The sequence below is a fragment of the Lacrimispora struthionigena genome (genome assembly GCF_048627165.1).
Lineage (GTDB): Bacteria > Bacillota > Clostridia > Lachnospirales > Lachnospiraceae > Lacrimispora.
On the sequence record NZ_JBMBWP010000002.1, the window covers coordinates 114,592 to 139,617 of the forward strand.

30 protein-coding genes are annotated in these 25,026 nt (G+C 42.9%); 1 reads left to right on the forward strand and 29 read right to left on the reverse strand.

What is annotated here, in order from left to right:
* From ACOAOT_RS09400 to ACOAOT_RS09430, 7 genes are all read right to left on the reverse strand, one after another.
* Positions 1-1,077 (reverse strand): branched-chain amino acid ABC transporter permease, encoded by a 1,077-nt coding sequence (locus tag ACOAOT_RS09400; RefSeq protein ID WP_420216764.1) that lies wholly within the window; start codon positions 1,075-1,077, stop codon positions 1-3.
* A 9-nt stretch (positions 1,078-1,086) separates the two neighbouring features.
* The gene (locus tag ACOAOT_RS09405) at positions 1,087-1,968 is read right to left on the reverse strand and encodes a branched-chain amino acid ABC transporter permease (RefSeq protein ID WP_104437661.1); all 882 of its coding nucleotides are present in this window, start codon (positions 1,966-1,968) and stop codon (positions 1,087-1,089) included.
* Positions 1,969-2,055: 87 nt separating this feature from the next.
* Entirely contained in the window at positions 2,056-3,273 is a 1,218-nt protein-coding gene (locus tag ACOAOT_RS09410; RefSeq protein WP_420219404.1) for an ABC transporter substrate-binding protein, read from the reverse strand.
* 151 nt (positions 3,274-3,424) lie between these two features.
* Positions 3,425-4,432, reverse strand: a complete 1,008-nt coding sequence (locus tag ACOAOT_RS09415) for an NAD(P)H-dependent glycerol-3-phosphate dehydrogenase (protein ID WP_170820388.1) — start codon at positions 4,430-4,432, stop codon at positions 3,425-3,427.
* 10 nt (positions 4,433-4,442) lie between these two features.
* Positions 4,443-5,087: a glycerol-3-phosphate 1-O-acyltransferase PlsY gene (gene plsY / locus ACOAOT_RS09420; protein WP_104437489.1), complete on the reverse strand. Its 645-nt coding sequence runs from the start codon at positions 5,085-5,087 to the stop codon at positions 4,443-4,445.
* Between the two features lie 2 nt (positions 5,088-5,089).
* Positions 5,090-6,418, reverse strand: coding sequence for a ribosome biogenesis GTPase Der (gene der, locus ACOAOT_RS09425; RefSeq protein WP_420216765.1), 1,329 nt, complete (start codon positions 6,416-6,418; stop codon positions 5,090-5,092).
* Positions 6,419-6,421: 3 nt separating this feature from the next.
* Positions 6,422-7,780, reverse strand: a complete 1,359-nt coding sequence (locus ACOAOT_RS09430) for a DUF512 domain-containing protein (RefSeq protein WP_420216766.1) — start codon at positions 7,778-7,780, stop codon at positions 6,422-6,424.
* A 203-nt stretch (positions 7,781-7,983) separates the two neighbouring features.
* On the opposite strand from ACOAOT_RS09430, the gene ACOAOT_RS09435 reads away from it, so the two are divergent.
* Positions 7,984-9,162: a ribose-phosphate pyrophosphokinase gene (locus ACOAOT_RS09435; protein ID WP_420216767.1), complete on the forward strand. Its 1,179-nt coding sequence runs from the start codon at positions 7,984-7,986 to the stop codon at positions 9,160-9,162.
* A gap of 63 nt (positions 9,163-9,225) precedes the next feature.
* On the opposite strand, the gene pgeF is transcribed toward ACOAOT_RS09435, so the two are convergent.
* The 22 genes from pgeF to rsgA form a co-directional block, all read right to left on the reverse strand.
* The gene (pgeF, locus tag ACOAOT_RS09440) at positions 9,226-10,080 is read right to left on the reverse strand and encodes a peptidoglycan editing factor PgeF (protein ID WP_420216768.1); all 855 of its coding nucleotides are present in this window, start codon (positions 10,078-10,080) and stop codon (positions 9,226-9,228) included.
* Positions 10,081-10,094: 14 nt separating this feature from the next.
* Positions 10,095-10,436 (reverse strand): YraN family protein, encoded by a 342-nt coding sequence (locus tag ACOAOT_RS09445; RefSeq protein WP_420216769.1) that lies wholly within the window; start codon positions 10,434-10,436, stop codon positions 10,095-10,097.
* Positions 10,429-11,085 (reverse strand): ribonuclease HII, encoded by a 657-nt coding sequence (gene rnhB, locus ACOAOT_RS09450; RefSeq protein WP_420216770.1) that lies wholly within the window; start codon positions 11,083-11,085, stop codon positions 10,429-10,431. Before rnhB ends, ACOAOT_RS09445 begins: the two co-directional genes overlap by 8 nt.
* Before the next feature lie 74 nt (positions 11,086-11,159).
* Positions 11,160-12,005 carry a ribosome biogenesis GTPase YlqF gene (gene ylqF / locus ACOAOT_RS09455; protein WP_420216771.1) on the reverse strand — a complete coding sequence of 282 codons (846 nt, stop codon included), beginning with the start codon at positions 12,003-12,005 and terminating at the stop codon, positions 11,160-11,162.
* A gap of 9 nt (positions 12,006-12,014) precedes the next feature.
* Positions 12,015-12,566 carry a signal peptidase I gene (gene lepB / locus ACOAOT_RS09460; RefSeq protein WP_420216772.1) on the reverse strand — a complete coding sequence of 184 codons (552 nt, stop codon included), beginning with the start codon at positions 12,564-12,566 and terminating at the stop codon, positions 12,015-12,017.
* 62 nt (positions 12,567-12,628) lie between these two features.
* The gene (gene rplS / locus ACOAOT_RS09465; RefSeq protein WP_097004120.1) at positions 12,629-12,976 is read right to left on the reverse strand and encodes a 50S ribosomal protein L19; all 348 of its coding nucleotides are present in this window, start codon (positions 12,974-12,976) and stop codon (positions 12,629-12,631) included.
* A 193-nt stretch (positions 12,977-13,169) separates the two neighbouring features.
* Entirely contained in the window at positions 13,170-13,703 is a 534-nt protein-coding gene (locus tag ACOAOT_RS09470) for a DUF3267 domain-containing protein (RefSeq protein ID WP_420216773.1), read from the reverse strand.
* A 15-nt stretch (positions 13,704-13,718) separates the two neighbouring features.
* Positions 13,719-14,810 (reverse strand): tetratricopeptide repeat protein, encoded by a 1,092-nt coding sequence (locus tag ACOAOT_RS09475; protein WP_420216774.1) that lies wholly within the window; start codon positions 14,808-14,810, stop codon positions 13,719-13,721.
* A 167-nt stretch (positions 14,811-14,977) separates the two neighbouring features.
* The gene (trmD, locus tag ACOAOT_RS09480; protein WP_420216775.1) at positions 14,978-15,724 is read right to left on the reverse strand and encodes a tRNA (guanosine(37)-N1)-methyltransferase TrmD; all 747 of its coding nucleotides are present in this window, start codon (positions 15,722-15,724) and stop codon (positions 14,978-14,980) included.
* A gap of 21 nt (positions 15,725-15,745) precedes the next feature.
* Complete coding sequence (rimM, locus tag ACOAOT_RS09485) at positions 15,746-16,255, reverse strand: ribosome maturation factor RimM (RefSeq protein WP_420216776.1); 510 nt, start codon at positions 16,253-16,255, stop codon at positions 15,746-15,748.
* A 133-nt stretch (positions 16,256-16,388) separates the two neighbouring features.
* The gene (locus ACOAOT_RS09490; protein WP_104437503.1) at positions 16,389-16,616 is read right to left on the reverse strand and encodes a KH domain-containing protein; all 228 of its coding nucleotides are present in this window, start codon (positions 16,614-16,616) and stop codon (positions 16,389-16,391) included.
* A 15-nt stretch (positions 16,617-16,631) separates the two neighbouring features.
* Positions 16,632-16,874 carry a 30S ribosomal protein S16 gene (gene rpsP, locus ACOAOT_RS09495; protein WP_097004116.1) on the reverse strand — a complete coding sequence of 81 codons (243 nt, stop codon included), beginning with the start codon at positions 16,872-16,874 and terminating at the stop codon, positions 16,632-16,634.
* 84 nt (positions 16,875-16,958) lie between these two features.
* Positions 16,959-18,314 (reverse strand): signal recognition particle protein, encoded by a 1,356-nt coding sequence (gene ffh, locus ACOAOT_RS09500; RefSeq protein WP_420216777.1) that lies wholly within the window; start codon positions 18,312-18,314, stop codon positions 16,959-16,961.
* An 11-nt stretch (positions 18,315-18,325) separates the two neighbouring features.
* Positions 18,326-18,676, reverse strand: coding sequence for a YlxM family DNA-binding protein (gene ylxM / locus ACOAOT_RS09505; protein ID WP_170820373.1), 351 nt, complete (start codon positions 18,674-18,676; stop codon positions 18,326-18,328).
* Between the two features lie 89 nt (positions 18,677-18,765).
* Positions 18,766-19,428 (reverse strand): alpha/beta fold hydrolase, encoded by a 663-nt coding sequence (locus ACOAOT_RS09510; protein WP_420216778.1) that lies wholly within the window; start codon positions 19,426-19,428, stop codon positions 18,766-18,768.
* A gap of 11 nt (positions 19,429-19,439) precedes the next feature.
* A complete protein-coding gene (locus ACOAOT_RS09515; RefSeq protein ID WP_420216779.1) occupies positions 19,440-19,805 on the reverse strand; it encodes a VOC family protein in 366 nt (121 codons plus the stop codon).
* A gap of 59 nt (positions 19,806-19,864) precedes the next feature.
* Complete coding sequence (gene serS / locus ACOAOT_RS09520) at positions 19,865-21,154, reverse strand: serine--tRNA ligase (RefSeq protein ID WP_420216780.1); 1,290 nt, start codon at positions 21,152-21,154, stop codon at positions 19,865-19,867.
* Between the two features lie 130 nt (positions 21,155-21,284).
* Positions 21,285-22,124, reverse strand: a complete 840-nt coding sequence (locus ACOAOT_RS09525) for a pyridoxamine kinase (RefSeq protein WP_420216781.1) — start codon at positions 22,122-22,124, stop codon at positions 21,285-21,287.
* Between the two features lie 10 nt (positions 22,125-22,134).
* Complete coding sequence (locus ACOAOT_RS09530) at positions 22,135-22,722, reverse strand: ECF transporter S component (RefSeq protein WP_420216782.1); 588 nt, start codon at positions 22,720-22,722, stop codon at positions 22,135-22,137.
* A gap of 96 nt (positions 22,723-22,818) precedes the next feature.
* Positions 22,819-23,478 (reverse strand): thiamine diphosphokinase, encoded by a 660-nt coding sequence (locus ACOAOT_RS09535; protein ID WP_420216783.1) that lies wholly within the window; start codon positions 23,476-23,478, stop codon positions 22,819-22,821.
* Positions 23,475-24,137, reverse strand: a complete 663-nt coding sequence (rpe, locus tag ACOAOT_RS09540) for a ribulose-phosphate 3-epimerase (RefSeq protein ID WP_104437512.1) — start codon at positions 24,135-24,137, stop codon at positions 23,475-23,477. Before rpe ends, ACOAOT_RS09535 begins: the two co-directional genes overlap by 4 nt.
* A 1-nt stretch (position 24,138) precedes the next feature.
* A complete protein-coding gene (gene rsgA, locus ACOAOT_RS09545; RefSeq protein ID WP_104437513.1) occupies positions 24,139-25,017 on the reverse strand; it encodes a ribosome small subunit-dependent GTPase A in 879 nt (292 codons plus the stop codon).
* Between the last annotated feature and the right edge of the window lie 9 nt (positions 25,018-25,026).

Below are 25,026 nucleotides of genomic sequence, written 5' to 3' on the forward strand. Positions count from 1 at the left end.
TTATACCCTCTCCTTCTTCGCCCTGTTCAAATGAAAATAACGTTTTCTGAAATCGATCAGCTTCGGACTCCAGTTAAAAATCATCATGACGATCAGGATGATGGCATAAATCAACATACGATAAGCATTTAATCCTCTTAACAGCTCAGGAAGCAGCGTCAGAATGACTGCCGCAATCATAGACCCGCGGATATTCCCGATTCCTCCAAGTACCACAAATACCAGGATCATAATGGACTGGTTATAGCCAAAATTCTTCTGAGTAGCTGTGAGGGAAGAAAGGTTATGGGAGTATAGTACACCTGCTACTCCTGCAAGAGAGGCAGAGATGGTAAATGCCATAAGTTTATACTTGGTTATATTAATTCCAATGGATTCTGCTGCAATTCTGTTATCGCGGACAGACATGATTGCACGTCCGGATCTGGAATTGATCAGGTTAAGAACAATGAAGAGGGTAATCAAGGTAAGAATTACACCTATGGCGAAGGTGGAATTCTTCGGTGTACCTGTAATTCCTTGTGCTCCATTTAATATGATTGTTCCGCTTTTTTCCATCTTAAGAGCCATGGCATTTTTCATGGAAAAATGAAATCCGTTTGAATCCTTTCCAAGATAAAGCACATTTACAACATTCTTAATAATTTCGCCAAAAGCCAGTGTTACAATTGCCAGATAGTCACCTCTGAGCCTTAAAACAGGGATTCCCACAACAATACCGGCAGCTGCAGCTGCTGCTGCGCCCACTAGAATTGCTAAGAAAAAACGAATACCTGCACTGGGTATAGAATCCATCATGGAGATGGAGAATATAGAGCTGGCAAACGCTCCCATACACATAAAACCTGCATGACCAAGGCTGAGCTCGCCCAGAATACCAACGGTCAGATTCAAAGAAATCGCCATAATGCTGTAAATACAAAGAGGCACTAAAAGACCCTTCATCAGACTGCTGACCTGTCCAGCAGAAATTAAAATCTGTACAATAATAAATGCCGCAATTACAATGCTGTAAGTAATTAGATTTGTCTTAAATGTTTTATCAATATGAAACTTTTTTGCTGTACTTTTTTCCATTTCGTCCACCTATACTTTCTCGTTGATCTTCTTGCCGAGAATACCGGTAGGCTTCACAAGAAGGACAACGATGAGAACTGCAAAAACGATGGCATCGGAAAGCTGGGATGAAATGTAAGCCTTGCTTAAGTTTTCAATCACACCCAGAAGCAGGCCTCCGATTAATGCACCGGGAATAGAACCGATTCCACCAAATACAGCAGCTACGAATGCCTTAATTCCAGGCATGGAACCGGTATATGGGGTAAGGGTCGGATAGGCGGAGCAAAGAAGTGCACCTGCAATGGCAGCCAGTGCAGAACCAATTGCAAAGGTAAGTGCAATGGTGCCGTCTACATTAATTCCCATCAGTTGGGCTGCGCCCTTGTCTTCGGATACTGCCAGCATGGCCTGTCCTGCTCTTGTCTTCTTAATGAATGTAGTCAGACCAATCATAATGACGACACAGCTGATAATTGTAACGATGGTCTCTCCGGAGATCGTAAGCTTTCCATCTGCCAGCTTTAAAGCCGGAACTGTTACAACAGAGGTAAAGGACTTTGGATTGGAACCAAAAACAAGCAGTGCGATGTTTTGAAGCAGGTAGCTCACACCGATTGCCGTAATCAGAACTGCCAGAGGACTTGCCATACGTAAAGGACGATAAGCGACGCCCTCAATGACCACGCCCAATACAGTACATAGAATAACCGCAAGGAGAATGCCCGCAACTGGACCCAAGCCCATCGTGCTGACAACTGTGAACACCACGTATCCTCCAATCATAATAACATCGCCATGAGCAAAGTTAAGCATCTTGGCAATGCCATATACCATGGTATAACCAAGAGCAATAATTGCATAAACACTGCCAAGGCTTAAACCATTAATAAAATAGGATATGAAACTCATCATACCAACGCACCTCATTCGTCTTTATTCAAGAAAATTATATCAAAGAAGAGGGTCGTCCCTTGGACGGCCCTCCAGCGGGTCATTTTACATTGCTGTATAAACGCCGTTTACAATTTTTACTGCTTTTGGAGCCTTATCCGGTTCTCCGTCTGCAGACCATTTCATATTCTCACCGGTCAGACCGTTGATAGAAATCTCAGTCATTGCAGTTTTTAACTTATCACAGATTGCGGAAGCGTCCATATCTGCAGTCACACCAGATTTTTCAGCTGCTGCTTTTACAGCGTAAACTGCATCATATGCATCTGCTGCAAACTGGTTTGGAGTCTCATTGTATTTCTCTTTAAAAGAAGTTACAAATTTCTGAGTAAGATCATCCTTTGCGTCAGCTGCAAAAGGTGTTAAAAGCATTACATTCTCAGCAAGTTTTGTATCAAAGTTCTCTACTGTAAGAAGTCCGTCAAGACCATCACAGCCAAAGAATGCAGGAGCATATCCCATCTGTTTTGCCTGGGCAAGGATTAAAGCTGCCTGGGAATAGTAAATAGGAAGGAAAACAAGTTCTGCACCGGAATCCTGTGCTTTCTGAAGCTGTACAGAGAAGTTTGTGTTGTTATCTGCTGTAAATGCTTCATCAGAAGCAATTTCAATCCCCTGATTTGCTGCTTCGGATATAAATTTGTCATGAATACCAGATGAGTAAACATCAGAGCTGTCATAAATAACTGCTACTTTAGTAGCCAGCTTGTTTTCACCGATGTACTGTGCTGAAGCGGCACCCTGGTTTGGATCTGAGAAACATACACGGAACTGATTTTCAAACTTGGTACAGTCTACTGCAGATCCGGATGGTGTTAACTGGAACATATTATCATTGCTTGATTCAGCTCCAACTGCAATACAGGGAGCAGAAGTAACTGTTCCTACCAGTAACTGCATACCCCAGTCTTTTAAGGTGTTGTAAGCATTCACTGATTTCTCTGTATCATTTTCGTCATCCTGGAAATTAAACTCAATCTTTGCTCCGTTAATACCGCCGTTTGCATTGATTTCATTCACTGCCAGTTCTGCGCCATTCTTTACAGCCTGTCCGTAAATTGCAGTACTTCCGCTGATTGGGCCGATCCCGCCGATCTTAATTGTGCCCTCTCCTGTTGCTGCGCCGCCCGCTGCGGTGGTCTGTGCTTCACCCTTGGTTTCTGTTCCAGCTGCGGTTGTGCCCTCAGAAGCTTTACCGCTTCCACAGGCAGTTAAAGATGCCGCCATGGCGATTGCCAAACCAAGACTCAGTAACTTTTTCATAGATTTTTTCACAATCCATTCCTCCTCATGAAACAATTTTATATACGACACATTAACGTTGTAACGTATACATAGTCTTTATAATAGAATGGCTTTTAAAAAATGTCAACTAATTTTGTTTTAAAATAATAAAATAAAGTCAACTTTTGGATTATTCCCACGGAATATCAGAACTTTCAATCGTTTTATCCCGGAGCATCAAATCCCGCACTGCCTCTGATGCAGACTTGCCCTCAAAAAGCACCGCGTTTACCTGTTCCACAATAGGCATGGACACCTCATATTTCTCTGAAAGGGCAAGAGCAGCCTTTGCGGAGTAAATACCTTCCACTACCATCTTTACTTCTTTTGTCGCCTCTTCCATGGTCTTTCCCTGTCCCATAAGAATTCCTGCTCTCCGGTTACGGCTGTGCATGCTGGCGCAGGTAACAATTAAATCTCCAATGCCGGATAAACCGCCAAACGTCTGAATCTTTCCTCCCATCGCCGTACCCAGTCTTGAAATTTCAGCGATGCCTCTTGTAATTAAAGCTGCCTTGGTATTATCTCCATATCCCAGTCCATCTGCGATACCGGCTGCCAGTGCAATTACATTCTTTAAAGATCCGCCAAGCTCAATCCCTAAAATATCAGGGCTTGTATAGACCCGGAATACCTCGCTCATAAAGAGACTCTGAATGTATTCGGCTGTCTTTCTCGTTGTTGCACCTGCCACACAGGTGGTAGGAAGGCTCTTGCTTACTTCCTCGGCATGACTTGGGCCGGATAACACAGCTACGTCAGCCATAGGAAGCTCTTCTTCCAGAATCTCAGATAATGTCATCAGACTGGATTCTTCAATTCCTTTTGCTACATTCACAACCACCTGCCCATAACGGCAGAACGGATTCATCCGCTTTGCGGTTGATCTCACATAAACAGAAGGAACTGCTGTGACAAGCAGATCTTTTCCTGTCATGGTTTCTTCCAGATCCTCTGTAAATACCATATGATCCGGAAGTACAAGGTCTGGAAGCGTATGATGCCGGTGAGTCTGCTGCATCTCCCTTATTTCCTCAGGCAAAGCAGACCACACAGTTACCTCATGTCCATTATTATATAGAAGTACGGACAATGCCATACCCCAGCTACCTGATCCGATGATTCCAATTTTAGCCATATGACTCACCTCATTTTGTTTTTCCGGATCCAAAAGATATTTTATTTTCTTTGCCATGAATCAGTCTGCCGATATTCGCCCGGTGGCGCCAGAACGCCTGACCGCTGATCAAAGCCGCAACTATGTAAAATTCCGGCAGAAGATTCTGACCAATTCCGTATGCGCCCATGGATCCAAACACACACATCCAGATAAGGAATATAGTTGCTACAACCAGTGAACCAAGAGACACGTATCTCGTAATTAACACAATTAATATAAAAGAAGTCAGGCACAGGAGCGTCATTCTTAAATCTGCCGCCATAATAAGACCTGCAGTAGCAGCAATTCCCTTTCCACCTTTAAACTGCAGATAGAAGGGATAATTATGACCCAGAATGACACCAAAACCGGTATACAGAATCAACAGATAAATCATCTCCGGCTGATTCTGAAACACCAGGCGGACTGCCAGGCAGGGAAGCAAGGACTTTAGAAAATCACCGAAAAAGACCACAGCTCCTGCTTTTGGTCCCATAACCCGCAGTGCATTGGTGGTACCGGAATTTCCGCTTCCGTATTTTCTGATATCAATCTTATGTGTTTTCCCGTAAAAATAACCGGATTGCAACAGTCCGCAAAGGTATCCTGCAATAAGGCAGATCATTCTTTCCATAATTATTGTTCCTTTCCGCTCCGCTCTCTATAAATAAATTTTAAGGAGGTTCCCTTAAATCCAAACGCATCCCTGATCTTGTTCTCAAGATATCTTGTGTAGGAGAAATGGGTGAGTTCTTTATCGTTTATAAAGATGACAAAGGTCGGCGGCTTAACGGCTACCTGGGTCATATAATAAAGTCTGAGACGCTTGCCTTTATCAGAAGGCGGCTGCTGAAGAGCAACTGCTTCCGTCATAATTTCGTTTAAAACTCCGGTCGCTACACGAAGAGTCTGATTCTCACGAACCATATCGATCAATTCAAACAATTTACTCATTCTCTGTCCGGTCTTAGCTGAGATAAATATAAATTCCGCATAAGGCATAAAAGAGAGAGTATCTTTAATCTTTTTGGTGTATTCGTAAATGGTCTTGTCATTCTTCTCAATGGCATCCCACTTGTTTACAGCCACAATAATTCCCTTGCCCCGTTCATGGGCAATTCCTGCGATCTTGGCATCCTGCTCGGTAACGCCCTCTTCTGCGTCAATTACAACTACCACCACATCGGCCCGCTCGACTGCTGTTACGGTACGGATAATGCTGTATCGTTCCAGTTCTTCTTTGATTTTACTCTTTCTTCTCAGTCCGGCTGTGTCAATAAATACGTATTCCGTACCATTATGGACGATCTCCGTATCTACGGCATCTCTGGTGGTTCCCGCAATATTGGATACGATAACCCGGTTTTCACCCAGAAGCTGATTAATTATAGAAGATTTACCAACATTTGGTTTTCCCACGATAGCAATTCTTGGTCGGTCATCATCTTCCTCTTCTGCCTGGAATGTACCGAAATGCTTGGCAACCTCATCAAGCAAATCACCTAATCCCAGTCTGGAAGCTGCTGATACCGGAATGGGATCTCCGATTCCCAGATTATAAAATTCATATACATCATTGCCGAACTTCTGGAAGCTGTCTACCTTATTCACTGCAAGGACAACCGGTTTTTTGGATTTACGAAGCATATCTGCTACCTTTGAATCCGCATCTACCAGACCCTGGCGTACATCCACAATAAATACGATAACATCTGCTGTGGCAATGGCGATTTCTGCCTGTTCCCTCATCTGGGAAAGAATGATATCGCTGCTGTCCGGTTCAATTCCGCCTGTATCAATCAGGGTAAAATTCATATTCAGCCAGGTACAGTCAGCATAAATACGGTCTCTGGTCACTCCCGGTGTATCCTTTACTATGGAAATGGTCTCACCGGCTAAAACATTAAACAGCGTAGACTTACCCACATTTGGGCGGCCTACGATGGCTACTACTGGTTTACTCATATATTATATCTCCTTTAATTCATATCCGTCATAAGAAGGTTTTTTATTATCTACGTATCCTAAAACAGCGTTAACGAAATCCTGACCGCTTGATTTTACAATATCTACCTGTACTTGTAAAGCATTTTGTACATCCTGACGGGTCAGATCATCAAGAAATACCTCTTCTCCGCTGCGAAACATACACTCAGGAAGGAGAAGTCTCTTCCCAAGAGGTTTTCCCTTCAGCTGGGCGATTAAATCCTGACCTGTGATTAAACCTGCAACGGTAATCTGCTCGCCAAAGAAATGATTGACGATTGGGTAGACATGAATGGTCCGTCCCGGGAACTTATCACTAACCATTCTTGCATGCTGTTCAATAAATGGGGCTGCAAGGGTTCCTGTGGCAATGGAAAGCTCCTCTGTGGCATCAACTGCCGCTTCATCTTTCAGGGCATCTTTCACCTCAGTTTCTAAAAGCCGCAGCATACCCACGCCGTTTTCCAGCTGAATATAGCCGTCGTATCTTGTTTCCTCCGGCATAGGTCTCCCAGCCAAAATGTAAAACTCATCACTGGCATGGATAAAATGGCTGCCATATTCTTTAAAAAGCTTTTTCTGCCATCGTTCCACGATCTCTAAAACGGATACGGCATCCTCTTTCTCAATGGGGCTTAATGGAAACAGGCCATCTCTGAATCTGGATACGCCTACGGGCACAATGGAGACACTTTCCATGTAGGGCAGATACTTTGATAAATCACTAATAGTTCGTTCCAGTTCTTCTTTGTCATTCACCCCTTTGCAGAGCACAATCTGCCCATTCATGGATATCCCTGCCTCATACAGCCGGTCAATCTTTGAAAGGGCTTCTCCTGCAAATCGGTTATGAAGCATCCTGCACCTTAACTCGGGGTTTGTGGTGTGTACCGATATATTAATCGGTGCCAGCTTAAACTCTATGATCCGCGCAATATCGTGTTCACTCATGTTGGTTAAAGTGACATAGTTTCCCTGTAAGAATGAAAGCCTGGAATCGTCGTCTTTGAAATAAAGAGTATCCCTCATTCCAGGAGGCATCTGGTCAATAAAGCAGAAAATGCAGTTATTCCTGCAGGTACGGTACTCACTCATCAGGCCATTCTCGAAGGTAAGTCCTAAATCTTCATACTGGTTCTCTATTTCTAATTCCCACTCTTCCCCGTTTTTCTTCCTTACGGTCATAAGAATGGATTCACTGTTTACGTAATACTCATAATCGAAGATGTCTTCCAGTTCATGTCCGTCGATGGAAAGAACCTCATCTCCTGGTTCCAGTTCCAGTTCTTCTGCAATAGAACCGGTGTCTACAGCTTTTATAACATGTCCTCTTTTGCTCATTTCTATATTTACCTTTCTGCAGCTATCTTTTATATCATAACAAGATTGTCACTCTTTGTAAAGGAAGCGTTTTTTGTTTTTTTCACTGAAATACTGGAAAGACTATTGACGCATTCTGTCATTCAATGGTATAAAAAGATGTAAGATTATAAAACAGGCAGTCTTACGACTGGCTGTTCATTTATTATGGAGGAATCTTTGTCATGGCAAATGATTATGTATTTAACGACCAGCTACCTGTTGCTCCCCTAAAGATCGCAGCGCTGGAAAGCTGCGGGGAACTGGCCAGGAAGGTAAATGACCATATTGTCGGTTTTCGCAGAAACGATATCGAGGAATTAAAGCGCCGTGAGGCAGATCTTCATTACCGCGGTTACGATATCGACTCATATCTTCTAAACTGCGAGTGTCCTCGCTTTGGAAGCGGCGAAGCGAAAGGAATCGTCAAGGAATCCGTCCGGGGTACTGATGTTTTCGCGATGGTGGATGTAACTAATTACAGCATATCCTATACAGTGAACGGATATACAAACCACATGTCTCCTGACGATCATTTTCAGGATTTAAAGCGTATTCTCGGTGCATGTAGTGCAACAGCCCACAGGGTAAGCGTAATTATGCCATTTCTATATGAAAGCCGCCAGCACAAGAGAACCAAACGGGAATCCCTTGACTGCGCAATGGCATTAGAAGAACTGGTGAATATGGGAGTAAGCAATATTATTACATTTGATGCCCATGATCCCAGAGTGCAGAACGCCATCCCATTAAACGGCTTTGACAATTTCATGCCGACATACCAGTTTATTAAAGCAGTATTAAGACAATACCCTGATTTAAAGATTGACAAAGAACACATGATGGTTATCAGCCCTGATGAAGGTGCCATGGACCGTGCTGTATACCTTGCCAACAACTTAAGCGTGGATATGGGTATGTTCTACAAGCGAAGAGATTATTCCAAAATTGTAGGCGGACGCAACCCCATCGTAGCCCATGAATTCCTTGGTGCTTCTGTAGAGGGAAAAACAGTGCTGATCGTAGATGATATGATTTCATCGGGAGAAAGCATGTTAGATACCGCCAGAGAATTAAAAGAGCGTAAAGCAGACAAGGTTATTGTTTGCTGCACCTTCGGTTTGTTTACCAATGGTCTTGAAAAGTTTGATGATTTTTACAGCAAAGGATACATCGACAGAGTTGTTACCACAAACTTAAATTACCGTCCCAATGAGCTGTTTAACAGAGAGTGGTATGTAGAAGCCGACATCAGCAAGTATATCGCCGCAATTGTAAATTCCTTAAACCACGATGTATCTATTAGTACAGCATTATCCTCAACGGATAAGATTCAGCAGCTGCTGAAAAAATACAAAGCATAAGCCTGTTGTTTTATGGAATGGAAATCCGGAAGAATCCAAATGTTCTTCCGGATTTTTATATCTCTATTCTTTTAAACTCAGGAATGCAGCCAGATTGCCTCTTTCATTACCACAGGTACGGTGGGAAAACAGATAATCTGAATTGCAGTGGGTGCAGATATCGGTTGTCTGTATGTTTTCCGGTTTCACTCCGGCCTCTTTTAACAAAATCTCATTGGCCTTCCACAAATCCAGCATGAACTTTCCATTGTCTTTTTCTCGAAGAATCTGATTCCAGTTGTCTTTCGCAAATGCCTTTTTAAATTCCAGGGCAACTTCTTCCCCCACCTCATAACAGTCCCCGCAGATACTGGGTCCAATACAGACAAGTAAATCTTCTGCTTTGGTTCCATAAGCATCCTTCATTTTATCAATGGTCACTGCCCCCATACGGCTTACAGTACCTCTCCAGCCCGAATGACTGAGCCCGATGGCTTTGTGTACAGGATCAAGGAAATATAACGGAACACAGTCTGCAAAAAAAGTGACCAGAGTAATGCCCGGGACATTGGTAATAAGTCCGTCTATGTCTTTATAATCTCTTTCCTTACCGATTCCCTTGCCAGCATCCGCCTCCGTAACAAGACGGACATTGGTGGTATGGGTCTGATAAGACAAAACCATCCGATTTTCATCCACCCCAAGTACAGCAGCCATTCTCCTGTAATTCTCCATTACGTGATCTGGATTGTCTCCCCTTGTAAATGTAAAATTTAGGGTTGCAAATTTGCCCTGACTGACTCCCCCAAGCTTTGTAGAAAATCCCTGGATCACCATTCCTGTCTTTTCCAGCATAGGAAAGGATAAATAAGGCACCGGATCTGACTCCATATAATTCATTCCCGGTTCTATATTTTTACGTGTCCATATAACACTCATTCCAGCACCTCCCTTTAAAATGCATCCGAAATCAATCGGATTTCCTGACCTAAGATGGCCACTACATCAAATCTGCAAGGGACAGATTCCCCTAACCGGTTCCTGTATAAATACCGTCTCGCTGTGTTTCTGATTTTCAGCTGCTTTCTGGCATCCACCGCTTCGGCAGGGTCTCCCATGTTTGCATTTTCCCGGTATTTCACCTCTATAAAAACATAATAGCTTCCATCTTTCGCTATTATGTCGATTTCTCCTGACCGATCCCGGTAATTCCGTTCCAGAATCTCATAGCCGGCATGCTGTAAATAATCCGCAGCGATCTCTTCAAACCTGGATCCGGTCTCTCTCTTATTCACTCTTCTCCCCAGACACGAAGTTTTTAATAAAACTCCGTCTGTGTATGGGGCAGGGGCCAAACTCCTTCAGTGCCGCGATATGGGCTCCTGTTCCATATCCCTTATGCTTCGCAAAACCATACTGGGGGAATAGTTTATCATACTCTTCCATCATATGATCTCTGGTTACTTTTGCCATAATACTGGCAGCTGCGATTGACACGCTTTTTCCATCGCCTTTTACAATGGGAATCTGGGGAATGTTAAGACCTGGAATGGTCACCGCATCATTTAACAAAACCTCTGGAAGCATTCCCAGTCTGGATACTGCTGTTCTCATCGCTTCATACGTTGCCTGCAAAATATTAATCTCATCAATCCGATCCGGGCCTGCCACACCAATCCCGATTGCCAGTGCTTTTTCCTGTATTTCTTCAAACAAAGCCTCCCTGCGTTTTTCAGACAGCTTTTTTGAATCGTTTAAAAAAAGGATTTCACAATCTCTGGGCAATATAACCGCTCCTGCAACCACAGGTCCGGCTAAAGGTCCCCTTCCGGCTTCGTCAATTCCACATACCAGTACATGAGCCTCATATTCCCGTTCAAATTCCTTCATTACTTCCAATCGTTTCAGCTCTTCTAACCGTTTCTCTTCCGTCAATTTTCTCATCTTATTCTCTCCAGTAAGTTCATTAAAAACATGGACCTGCTCTAAAAAAAATGAGCCGGCCCATTGATGTATTCTTATGATTGCTGCGGAGTCTCAAGTGTGAGACGTCCTAATTTACCACTTCTGAAATCCTCAATCAGCAAATTGGAGGCCCGGTTTAAATCCAGTTCTCCTCCTCTTGCAAGACAAGCTCTGGCTTTGGCGATCTGCATCAGGCCCTCCAGGGGATCTTCTGCAGACAGGTCATAACGCTCCGACAATACCTGAGGATAGGAGTTCTTTAAAAAACGGATCAGTTCCATAGCAAGTTCTTCTTTATTCAAGATCTCATCATTGATGGAACCAATGAGAGCGAGACGGATTCCCACCTGCTGATCTTCAAATCTCGGCCACAGGATTCCGGGTGTATCAAGAAGTTCCAGGCTTTTGTTCAGGCGGATCCATTGATTCCCCTTTGTGACACCTGGTTTATTGCCGGTCTTTGCGCAAGCCTTGCCAGCAAAGGAGTTAATAAATGTGGATTTTCCCACATTGGGGATTCCCACTACCATGGCACGTACCGGTCGGTTTAAAATTCCCCTTCTCCGGTCACGTTCAATCTTTTCCTTACAGGCTTCCAAAACAACACCATTGATTGATTTTAAGCCTGCACCGCTTTTTGAATTCACTTTTACAACATGGCAGCCTTTTTCTTCAAAGTAAGACGCCCATGCATTATTACACCGTTCATCTGCAAGATCCGATTTATTCAGCAGTACCAGACGGGCTTTTCCCTCACCCAGATCATCAATATCCGGATTCCGGCTGCTTAAAGGCACTCTTGCATCTACCAGTTCGATAATCAAATCAATTAATTTGATATCTTCTTTCATTGCCCTTTTGGCTTTGGTCATATGACCTGGATACCATTGTATATTCATAACATTCCTCTATTTCGAACGAATTAATTCCAACTTTACAAGGGGCAGCATACGTAACCATATTTTCCCTTTGATCTGACTGCCGCTTACATTCCCGATATTGGAAAAACGGCTGTCTTCACTGCTGTCCCGGTTATCTCCTAATAAAAAATATTCCTCTTCACCCAGCTTCATTGGCTTTTCAGCCAGTCCCGCCAGGGATATCCGGCCAAGTCCTGCCGGTTCTTCTAACTTTTCGCCATTGATATAGATCTCATCGTTTTTAATCTGCACCGTTTCTCCAGGCAGTCCAACGATACGCTTTACATTCATCTTCTGGTCTTCTCTTTGAAACACAACTACATCAAACCGGTCCGGCTTCCCGAAATCATAGGACAGGCGATCCATTAAAACAACATCACCGGACGCAAAAAGGGGGAGCATGGAATGTCCCGCAACAACGATCTGAGTTCCATAAGCATAGACCAGAAACAATGCAAATGCAATCACTACAACGATGTCAACAATCCAGTTGACAAAATGGCGGAGTTTGTTATTATCTTCACTATGATAAAAATCCATTATGATACCCCACCTACTAAAGAAAGGGACAATTTACATTGTCCCTCTCAAATGTTCCGGAATTATTTAACCAGTTCTTTGACCTTAGCAGCCTTACCAACTCTGTCTCTTAAGTAATTCAGTTTTGCTCTTCTTACTTTACCCTTTCTTACAACTTCAACGTTGTCTACGGAAGGGGAATGTAATGGCCAGGTTTTCTCTACGCCGATACCGTTAGAATTCTTTCTTACAGTAAAGGTTTCTCTAGCTCCGCCGTTCTGTCTCTTGATAACGGTTCCTTCGAAAATCTGGATTCTTTCGCGGGTTCCCTCTTTGATCTTGTTGTATACTTTTACAGTATCACCAACGTGGAAAACCGGTACGGTCTGCTTTAACTGAGCTGCTTCAATATTCTTAATAATTTCGTTCATTGTGTGAACCTCCTTGATTTTTATTTGATGTTCTTAATACTTCATACTGGAATCCGTAACAGAGGACCATCGCCTTTTCATCACAACATTTTGTATTTTAACATAAAGGATTGTCGAATGCAACCTTTTTATTGATTATTATTCCCTTAAGTTTATGAGATTAAACATACCAGGCGGTTACAGCTTCAGCTGTTTAAAATAATAAAAACAGGTTGGGAATAATCATGGCAATGGCTGCAGCATAGATAGCATCTAACCATACAACGGAGCCAATTGCTCCCACATAGATCAGTCCAATTACAGGTGCTACAATCAGTTTGATCAGCACGTTAACATTTTTATTTTTCAGTATATTATTTACCAATACCTTAGCGTCACCAGTACTGGGAAATGCATGCATAAGAGCGGAAAATCCGATCCAGCCTAATATTAGATTTAATGGATTTGAGTAATCTTTAAAAACAATTAAATCTATGGAAGCCGGTGATAAAATGATCATACCAATCAGTGTATTGATCAGAAACGGTCCTGTAGAAATTAAAAATGTTTTGAGAGGATCCTGTGTTGCTTCATGCAACACATATCCACAAGGATTAGAAAACTGAAAATATTTCACCTCATATACCGGAACCCTCATCAGGCGGCAAAAAATCTGGTGTGCAAGTTCATGAATGATCACACCTGGAAATGTGACAACTGATACAACGATACCTGGAACAAAAAACATAGCAAGACCTCCTCCTTATTCGTCTATATAATACTCATGGAGAGATAAGTTCCCATCCAGATAACTCTTAAAATCTGCATCTAATTCATTTCCCTTAGAAACATACTCTTTAACAAGTGCGTCTGCATCCGTGTTCTTTGCGTTTTCTTTCAGCGCAATCAAATAAGTTTCCCACATATAATCCCCTTCCGGATTTTGCTCATATGCATTTGATGCCAGATCCAGACCTTCTTCTTTCTTTCCTTCCAAAAGTCTGATAATTGCAAGTCCACGGGAAGCTGAGCTGTAGGTTTTGTCCGCAAGCAGCACCTCGTTATAGCGGTTTTCAGCATATTGTAAATCTCCCTGCCGCCGCGACAGAGTGGCTAACTGAACCTTTGCGTCTAACATGTTATCATCTTCCTGAATGGAGTTTTCAAGACAGCTCCTGGCTTCGCCGGCATCCCCGGCAAACATGGACATGTAATAATAAACCAACGCCTTATCCTGTTCCGGATCACTCAGAAGCTGATTTAAATAATTATAGCCTGTTACTAATACTTCTTCCTTAGACTTGGCCTCTTCCAGCTTAGACTGCATATTCTGAACAGTATCATAAGTATTGAAGAATCTGTCTAATTTATCTATGTACCGGTTCAATCTGGCAACGGTATCTGCCTCAATTTTTTTACCGGATAAATTGTTGGAAATTACATACGACGCATCATCATAAAATCCACCGTCCATGGCTATATCGGTCAACCGGACTGCAACAGGAACGGAATCTGGATATTGCTCCACAACAGTATGTAAGCCCTGGATCGCTTCAACGATATCCCCATTGGCAGCCTTGGCTTCTGCTTTTACATATATTTTATAGGATTTAATAACTTTGGGAAATCGGATGAAAGCCAATCCCAACAAAACAACAATAACAGCTGAAAAAACAATAAAAAGCTTTGGAACCGGGTAGCGGATGAATCGTTCCCGGCAGGCACTGCATAATACGGAATCTGCATTTTCAGAACGGTCTATCAGCCCATGCCCACATGCTCCGCACCGATTTTCAGTTTCCCATTGCTCCTCTTGTCCGTAATTTATTTCTGGTACATTTGGTTCTTCCTGCATTTTCTAAACTCCTTTATTTATTGGATAAAGCCTCCTTTTAAGTTATCGGTCACACATATTGTTATATTAAGCAAAAATGGTGAAGTGCTGTAATCATTACCTGATTTTTCCATAAAAAATGCGGAGTTGCTGATAATAGCAGCATTCTCCGCATTAGAACCGTTGATTTATTCCCCGTTTTCCAGTTCTTTCAAAAGCTTATTTAAATATTCCACTTCTTTTTTTGACAGTACCGCTTCTTTTAAAAGGTCCGGTCTTCTCTCCAGAGTCCGCTTAATGGATTGCTCCCGTCTCCAGATGTCAATATTTTTATGGTGTCCGGACAACAAAACCTCCGGAACCTTTAATCCCCTGTATTCCTCTGGTCTGGTATACTGGGGATGCTCAAGCAGATTGTCATGAAAGGATTCAAATTCGGCAGATGTCTCATTCTTTAATACGCCTGGTATTAAACGGGAGATGCAGTCAATCATCACCATGGCAGGAAGTTCCCCGCCAGTCAGCACATAATCACCGATGGAAAGAAAGTCCGTTGCAACAAGATTCAATGCCCTCTCATCAATCCCCTCATAGTGACCGCACAGAAAAACCAGATCCTCTTCTCTGGCCAGTTCCCCTGCGATGGTCTGATTAAATACAGTTCCCTGGGGGGTCATGTAAATCACACGGGGCTTTTTGCCAATCTTATTACACAGATCGTCGTAAGCTTCGCATATGGGCATGGGCTGCATTACCATTCCAGCGCCGCCTCCATAGGGATAATCATCCACACTGTGGTGCTTATCTGCGGAATAGTCTCTGATGTCAATTGCTTCTATAGATAACAGACCTTTTTCTACAGCTCTGCCGATAATGCTGGTATTCAGACCGTTTAAGACCATATCAGGAAAAAGCGTCAATATATGATAATTCATTCTTTATTTCTACCCCTATCCTTAGTCCAGAAGCCCGTCCATCATATGAACCGTTACAACTTTTTTCTCCAGATCCACATTCAGAACGCATTCTTTAATTGCAGGCAGAAGCACCTCTCTGCCATCCGTCATCTTGACCTCATAGACATCATTGGCCCCTGTCTTAATTACATCGGTCAATGTACCCAGCTCTTCCCCATCGTCTTTTACTACCAAAAGGCCGATCAGGTCAAAAATAAAGTTTTCATCAGGGCCCAGTTTTACTGCCAGATCTCTTGTGATTAAAAGATCTTTACCCTTGTATTTTTCAATTTCATCAATGGAATCATATCCCTTAAATTTCAGGATGACCATATTTTTAAAGAATTTTACTCCCTCAATTTCCAAATCCATCTGTTCCCGGCCTGTGTCGAGAATCACTTTCTTTAACTGTTTAAAACGGGCGGAATCATCCGTCGTTGGAAACACCTTTACTTCTCCCTTTACCCCATGGGTGGAAGAAATTACTCCGACTCTTAGTAAATTATCCATTTGTCTCTCCATATCATATAAAAGAAACCGGATATTACTATCCGGCTTAATTCTGGACGCTGCTTTCATAAACCAAAGGTTTATGAAAGCAAAAGAAGACCGTCTTCCCGACAGGTCGGCGGTCTTTTAAAAGCTACTGTATCTCAACAGTAACTTTTTTATCTTCTTTGGAAGCTGCTGCTTTTACAACAGAGCGGATGGCTTTCGCTATTCTGCCCTGTTTGCCAATTACCTTACCCATATCGGAAGGTTCTACCGTAAGTTCAAGGACGATTTCATCGTCTTTTACAGTCTCCGTAACAGCAACATGATCTGGATTATCAACCAGTGCTCTTGCAATTACTTCTACTAATTCCTTCATATGCTTCACCTCTCACTACTGGATACCGGCGATCTTTAAAAGCTTGCTTACAACTTCTGTTGGCTGAGCACCTGTTGCTAACCACTTTTTAGCGTTCTCTTCGTTAAACTTGATTACGCTTGGTTCTGTGGTAGGATCATAGTATCCAATTTCTTCGATGAATCTGCCATCTCTGGGAGATCTGGAATCTGCAACTACAATTCTATAGAAAGGAGCCTTTTTCTGACCCATTCTTTTTAATCTCATTTTTACTGCCATGTTCTAATTCACCTCCTTAAATCTTAAATTGTGAAACTTATATATAGCGACGCAGGAATCTGCCTTGCTAACATCAAAGTAATATTAAAACGGTAATTTCAGTTTTCCAAGGAGTCCTGCGCCACCGCGGCGTTTTCCTCCGCCAAGCATTCCAGGCAGCTGTTTCATCATCTTCTTCATCTGATCAAACTGCTTTACAATCCGGTTCACTTCACTGATATCAACCCCTGCACCCTTTGCTACCCGCTGTTTTCTCGATGCGTTCTTCATTAAGTCGGGATTGGTCCGTTCTTTGTTCGTCATGGAAAGGATAATCGCTTCCACCCGGTCCATGGCCTTTTCATCAATATCCATATCCTTCATCTGTCCCATGCCAGGCATCATACTCATAATGCTTGCCATACCGCCCATGTTTTTCACCTGGGTCATCTGCTCCAAAAAGTCATTGTAATCAAATTCTGCTTTTTTAAGCTTTTGGGAAAGTTCTCTGGCTTTTTCTTCATCTACCTGGGTTTCTGCCTTTTCAATCAGAGAAAGGATATCTCCCATGCCTAAAATTCGGGAAGCCATACGGTCCGGATAAAACTGCTCCAAATCGGAAAGCTTTTCACCCATACCAACATAAAGAACCGGCTTACCTGTAACAGCACGGATGGATAATGCGGAACCGCCTCTTGTATCGCCATCTAACTTTGTTATGATGACGCCGTCAATTCCAATCTTATCATGGAACATACTGGCTACATTCACGGCATCCTGTCCTGTCATGGCATCAACAACCAGAATTGTCTGATGAACTTCAACGCTTTCTTTTATTTCAATCAGCTCATTCATCATGTCTTCATCAATATGAAGACGGCCTGCTGTATCAAGAATCACAACATTCTGGCCATTCTTTGCTGCATAAGCCATCGCAGCTTTGGCAATATCAGCCGGCTTCTGGTTTTCTCCCATGGAAAATACGGGAACGCCCTGTTTTTCACCGTTGATCTGCAGCTGCTTAATCGCTGCGGGACGATAAATGTCGCAGGCAACCAAAAGGGGATTTCTTCCTTTTGCCTTTAACTTACCGGCAATCTTGGCTGTGGTGGTGGTCTTACCTGCACCCTGCAGACCAGCCATCAAAATGACTGTAATCTCACTTGCGGGCTTCAGTTCTATTTCTGTTGTTTCAGAACCCATGAGTTTCACAAGTTCTTCATTAACAATCTTTATTACCATCTGGCCGGGAGTAAGGCTGTTCTGGACATCCTGTCCAATGGCTCTCTCCTGCACAGCATTGATAAACTGTTTTACCACCTTAAAGTTAACATCTGCTTCCAAAAGAGCCATCTTAACTTCTTTTAAGGCTGTCTTTACATCTGCTTCGGACAAACGTCCTTTGCCTCTTAAATTCTTAAATACATTCTGTAACTTATCGGATAAGCTCTCAAAAGCCATCTAACGCCCTCCTAATGAGCTTCCAGCTCGATGATTTCGCCCGATATCTCTTCGATGCGATGGATCAGACTCATATCCTTTGTATCGGCAAACTGTGCCGTCAAATTCCGGATTTCTCTTGCCAGTCCCTTGGTTTTTTCAAATTTTTCTACCAGATGAAGCTTTTCTTCATAGCCCTCTAATATCTTATCACATCGCTTTACAAGATCATGAACGCCCTGACGGCTGATTCCCTGTTCCTGTGCAATCTCACTGAGGGATAAATCGTATAATACCACATCTTCATAGATGTTTCTTTGATGCTCTGTCAGCAGAGCTCCGTAGAAATCATACAAAAGTCCCTGTCTTGCTATCTTCTCCATATCATCACCTGTGATATCATACAATACTTTTTTTGAGGTGTCAAGTATTTTTTCTTTACACCCTTCAAAAAAAATCAGGTTTCCCCTTACTACCGGTTCATGATAAATTTTTTCATACAAAAATAAAGCTTCCTGCTATGGATTACATAACTTCCATGGGTTTCCCCGGGCAGAATCCTTAAAAAACTGGTTTTAATCTTTGATGCCAGATACTCTGTATGAGATGGAAGTACCATATCTCTTTCACCCGCCAGTATGAGAGTTGGAATGGAAATCTGTTCCAGTTCCTTACCGGAGAGCTGTGGTTCGTTTAACATCATAAAAACCTTGGGATCACGAAACAGAAACCCAAGAAGTCCAAACAGAATCAGCCACCTGCGTTTCATCCCTTCCGGATAGGCGTTGGCACCGCAAATCACCATTCTGGAGAAGAGCCGGGGATACGTTACAGCCGCCACAAGCCCGATGATTCCACCGTCGCTGAATCCACAGTAAATGGGACGGTCCAGTTCTAAGAGCCGGATGAACTCTGCCACATCCTTTGCCATTTTATCATAACTGATATTCTCTTTTCCGGAGCTTTTTCCATGTCCTCTGGAATCCAGGGCATATACTGTATAATCCTTAACCAGCAGATCTGCGGTCTCTTTAAAGATCCTGTGGTCTTCCCCGTTTCCATGGACCAGAATCACAGCCGGTCCTCTGCCCGATACTTCATAATGAAGCCGGATCCCGTTTACTGTTATAAACACCTGATTTCTCCTTATTTAGCAGGAACTATTTCCAGCCAGTATCCGTCCGGATCACTGATAAAATAAATTCCCATTCCTGGATTCTCAAAGCAGATTACACCCATCTCTTTGTGTTTTTTATAGCACGCTTCATATTCATCGGTATGAAAGGCAAGATGAAATTCACATTCGCCCAGATTATAGGGTTCCCTGCGGTCTGTTAAATAAGTCAGTTCCAGCGTAAAATCTGTTTTTCCATCTCCTAAATAAACCAGGCGGAAAGACCCATCCGCTGCCGTCTTTTCCCGTACCGGAACAAGACCAAGTGCTTCTTTATAAAATTTCAGACTTTTTTCCAGATCAAGTACATTAAAATTAAAGTGATTGAAGGTAATCATGAAGGTTCTCTCCTTTTCAAAAAGAGTCCGACCTTATAAAAAGCCGGACTTAAACATTATTACTTCTTTGGCACAAGTGCTTTCATACCGCCCATATATGGCTGTAATGCATCAGGAATCTTCACAGTTCCATCTGCCTGTAAATTGTTCTCCAGGAAAGCAATAAGCATTCTTGGTGGAGCCACAACCGTATTATTCAGTGTGTGGGCAAAATATTTCTGACCATCTTCACCAGATACACGGATCTTTAATCTTCTTGCCTGTGCATCACCTAAATTGGAACAGCTTCCAACTTCAAAATATTTTTTCTGTCTTGGAGACCATGCTTCTACGTCCACAGATTTTACCTTTAAATCTGCAAGATCGCCGGAACAGCACTCTAAGGTTCTTACCGGAATATCCAGAGTTCTGAATAAATCAACGGTGTTCTGCCACAGTTTTTCATACCAGTCCATGCTCTCTTCCGGTTTGCAGACAACAATCATCTCCTGCTTCTCAAACTGATGAATACGGTAAACACCGCGCTCTTCCAGTCCATGGGCTCCCTTTTCTTTTCTAAAGCATGGAGAATAGCTGGTAAGCGTCTGAGGAAGCTTTGATTCAGGAAGGATGGTATCAATGAATTTTCCAATCATGGAGTGCTCACTGGTACCGATTAAATAAAGATCCTCTCCTTCTATTTTATACATCATGGCATCCATTTCAGCAAAACTCATAACTCCGGTCACTACTTCACTGCGGATCATAAAAGGAGGGATGCAGTAAGTAAATCCACGGTCAATCATAAAATCTCTTGCATAGGAAATAACAGAGGAGTGAAGTCTTGCAATATCACCCATCAGATAATAGAAACCATTGCCTGCAACCTTTCTTGCACTGTCAAGATCGATTCCGTCAAAGCTTTCCATTATTTCTGCATGGTATGGGATATCAAACTCCGGCACTACAGGCTCACCGTAACGCTGCACCTCTACGTTCTCGCTGTCATCCTTACCAATTGGAACACTGGGATCTATAATGTTTGGAATGGTCATCATGATCTTTTTAATCTTTTCATCCAGTTCGCTTTCCTTCTGCTCCAGTTCAGCCAGATGGTCAGAAGCATCGGTTACCTGCCGCTTCAGCTCTTCTGCTTCTTCTTTCTTACCCTGTCCCATCAAGGCACCGATCTGTTTGGAAAGTTTGTTGCGTTCCGCTCTTAAAGCATCTCCTTCCTGCTTTGCTGCGCGGTTTTGCTCGTCCAGTTCGATGACTTCATCTACCAGCACAAGCTTGCTGTCCTGAAATTTATTTTTGATGTTCTGTTTTACAATTTCAGGATTTTCTCTTACAAACTTTAAATCTAACATGGTATTCCTCCTGGTTTTTCCTCAATATTTTCTGCGAATCCAATCCGCATAATAATCTGCCGTTGATTATACTACAAAAAAAGGGCAAAGAAAAGCCCTTTTCCTAAAATTCCCCATCTCTCTTTCGATTTTACTGACGAATTAGCAAAGACAGGATCTCTTCAAAACAAACACCATTCTCTATGGGTACGTTCAGCTCATCCGAAACAAGAATACTCTTTTTAACAAAATGGGCTGCTTTTTTTACATTTTCCTGCAAAGGCACGCCTTTCACAGCCTGGGCTGCTATGATACTGGCAAATACATCTCCGGTACCAGGTCTGTCGTTACCAGCTTTTAAAGACTTAAGATACTTTACCTCTAAGCCCTTTTCCGCCACCACATTGGTAACAAAAGCTCCTTCCCTCACACCTGTTATAACTGCCGAGCCAGGACCCATGCTTATTATTTCCTGTGCCATATCAGCCAGTTCTTTTCTGGTCCAGCCAGTCTGACGATACTGCCTTCCGGTTAGAATACAGGCTTCCGTCAGGTTTGGAGTTACAATATCACCGGATTCCACCAGGGTTCTCATGCGGCTGCACATCTCTTTCGTATAGGTCTGGTAGGCCTTCCCGTTATCTCCCATAATGGGATCAATGATAACCTTGGTTTTTTCTGTTTTAAAATTCCGGATCATATCAGTAACGATATCGATCTGAGCCTCGGAACCTAAAAACCCGGTAAAAATACCGTCAAAATCCAGATTCAGTTTTTTCCACTGCTCCAGATACAAAGGCATCTTATCGGTATAATCATCGAAAAAGCAGGTTGGAAAACCGGTGTGATTGGATAAGATGGAAGTTGGAACCGGACAGCACTGCACCTTTAATGCAGATATCACTGGAATGGCCACTGTTAAGGAGCAGCGGCCATAGCCTGAAAGGTCATGAATTGCAGCTATTTTTTTCTGTTTACTTTCTTTTGTCATACGAATGCTCCTAAGATATTCTGGAAAATAATCCTGACCGCACCAACGCATTTCTAAGGGGCATATAAACCAGAACAGATACAATCCCCGAAGTTACCGCATTGATGGAAGTGGAAGCAACGTTGTAAACCAGAGCAAGGTCTGCTGCCGGTTTTCCAAGAATAAGAAGCTTGTAAAAATATCCCACCACAGGGTCAAAAATCACATTAAATAAAAGTCCGGCGGCGGCCGCCAGTATGGTCCACTTTAAGATATGCCTGCTGTTACCTGATTCATTGATCTTCCCAATCCTATGGGCAACCAATCCTGTAATCAGTCCGATACACAATTTCAAAACAAATGTCTTTGGAGCATAAATAATATAAACCGGATCGAATAAATCACCGATTGTCATCCCGATGGCACCGCCAAGACCGCCATATAATCCGCCAAGAAGCAGTGCACCAAGTACACAGACTGCATTGCCTAAGTGAATAGAAGTGGCATCTCCTCCCGGAAGTGTTATTTTAAACTGAAGAAATGTGAAAACCACATAAGACATGGCTGCAAAAAGCCCGGTCAGTGAAACTTTGTGAATGGTCTTATTTGTCTGATTCATGGATAATTCCTCCCTTGCTGCTTTTATTGCACTTAATCTTAGCACGCAAGTGGAATGATATAAATATCCAGTTTTGACTTATTAAACCATACCAGTCTAATCGTGGGATTCCACGCAGATCAATACACCGGAATCAAATTCAATGGAACCGGACTCTCCTGTCAATTCATTGCTGATACAAAGGCTAGTCCCTATGGAAATATCTTTTTTCGTAAGCGGGTATTTGAATCCCGTAAGAGTAATTCCTTTTACTTCCATGCTCAGCGGAAGAAAGGAAATATAAGTTCCCCACATCTTTTCCGCTTCAAATACTCTTCCTTTATCTAAAATGGTAATGTGGTTTTTGGGATCTACAATGGAAGCTTCTACTCCCTGGTTTAAACAGAAATAAAGCAGATGAAGATTGCCCATAAAGTGATCAAGACGGCCTCCGGTTGCTCCCAGAAGCACAAGCTTCCTGCACCCTAAATTCATGGCGGTAGAAATAGCCAGCTCTGTATCTGTCTCATCCTTTTCCGGCTTGTGTATATCCCATGTGATTTCTCCTGAAAAGCTCCGGTATTGGGAAAGAACCGATTCTTCCACAGTATCAAAATCACCCACTACCGCATCCGGCTTTAAATCAAGCTGTGACAGGGCTGTAAGACCTCCATCAACTGCAATGATTTTATCAAAGGTCTGATCTGCCAGAAAAGTCCTGGCAAAATCAAAATCTATGGTTCCTCCCGTAACGATTAATCCAGTCCGTTCTTTCACCTTTCATATTCCTCAAAAATATCCAAAAATTTTCTGGTATTGGCTGCTGCGTCACCTTTAAATACAGCAGACCCTGCTACAAAAACATTGGCACCTGCTTCAATGAGATCTCTTACATTATCGCAGGTGACACCACCATCGACCTGTATATCCGTTTCCAGTCCCCGCTGTTTTATCATCGAGCGCAGATTCCTTACCTTTTCCAATGTGTACGGTATAAATTTCTGTCCGCCGAATCCCGGATTCACCGTCATAATCAGCACCATATCCAGTTCTGGCAAAATACAGTCAAGGACAGACAGTGGGGTGGCAGGGTTTAACGCAACCCCGGCCTTTAGCCCGGCTTCCTTAATCTGGTTAACTGTCCTGTCTAAATGCCTGCATGCCTCCGCGTGAACGCAGATTAAATCTGCACCAGCCGCTTTGATATCTGAAATATATCGCCCCGGCTCCTCCACCATCATATGAACATCAAATATACGGTCTGTGCAGCTTCTAAGGCTGGCAATCACCGGCATTCCAAATGAAATGCTGGGTACAAACGCTCCATCCATTACATCGAGATGAATATACCGGGCTCCCGCATTTGCAGTATCGGTTACCTGTTGTCCAAGATTTTTAAAGTCTGCCGCTAAGATTGAGGGGGCAAGTATAAGCATGTTAGTATCTCCTTTTTTCTTTCAGTTCCTCATACAGAAGCCGGTAATTATCATAACGGCTCTGACTGATTTTTCCTTCTGTGACGGCATCTTTTACGCCGCAGACTTTCTCGCCAATGTGCACACAACCCAAAAATCGGCAGTCTGGCTCATAGGGTTCAAATTCAGGAAAATATTCCTTTAGCCGGCCGCACTCCATGTCCTCTAAATACATGGAGCTAAAGCCGGGTGTATCCATCATGTAGGTCTGGTTGCCAATTCCAAATAACTCCGAGTGTCTGGTGGTATGTTTCCCCCTCTGGATCTTTTCACTGATCCGTGCAGTTTCCATCTCTGCTTCCGGATAAAGCAGATTGGTCAGGGACGACTTACCAACACCGGAGGGTCCTGCCAGAACCGTAGTTTTTCCTGCAAGAATATCTCTCACAGTACCAATTCCTTTATTCTCATAAATACTTGTAAAATAAACGGGATAACCGGCCGCTTCATACATCTTACGCAGATCTGCCATTTTTTCATGTTCTGACAGATCAATTTTGTTAAAGCAGATATGAACGGGCACATCCTGAGATTCCATCATTACCAGAAAACGATCCAACAGATTGAAATTAGGTTCCGGGTGAGTAATGGAAAACACAACCAGTGCCTGATCCACATTGGCAACCGCAGGGCGCACCAGGGCGTTTTTTCTGGGCAGAATCTCTTCAATGTTTCCTTTTTGCTCTGCTTCATCAAGAACGGTAATCTCCACATCATCTCCTACAAGAGGTTTCACATTTCTGTTCCGGAATATTCCCTTGGCCTTACATTCGTAAAGATTCCCATCCTTACTGTGGACATAATAAAATCCAGCAATCCCTTTTAATATTTTTCCTGTCATATACGCTTC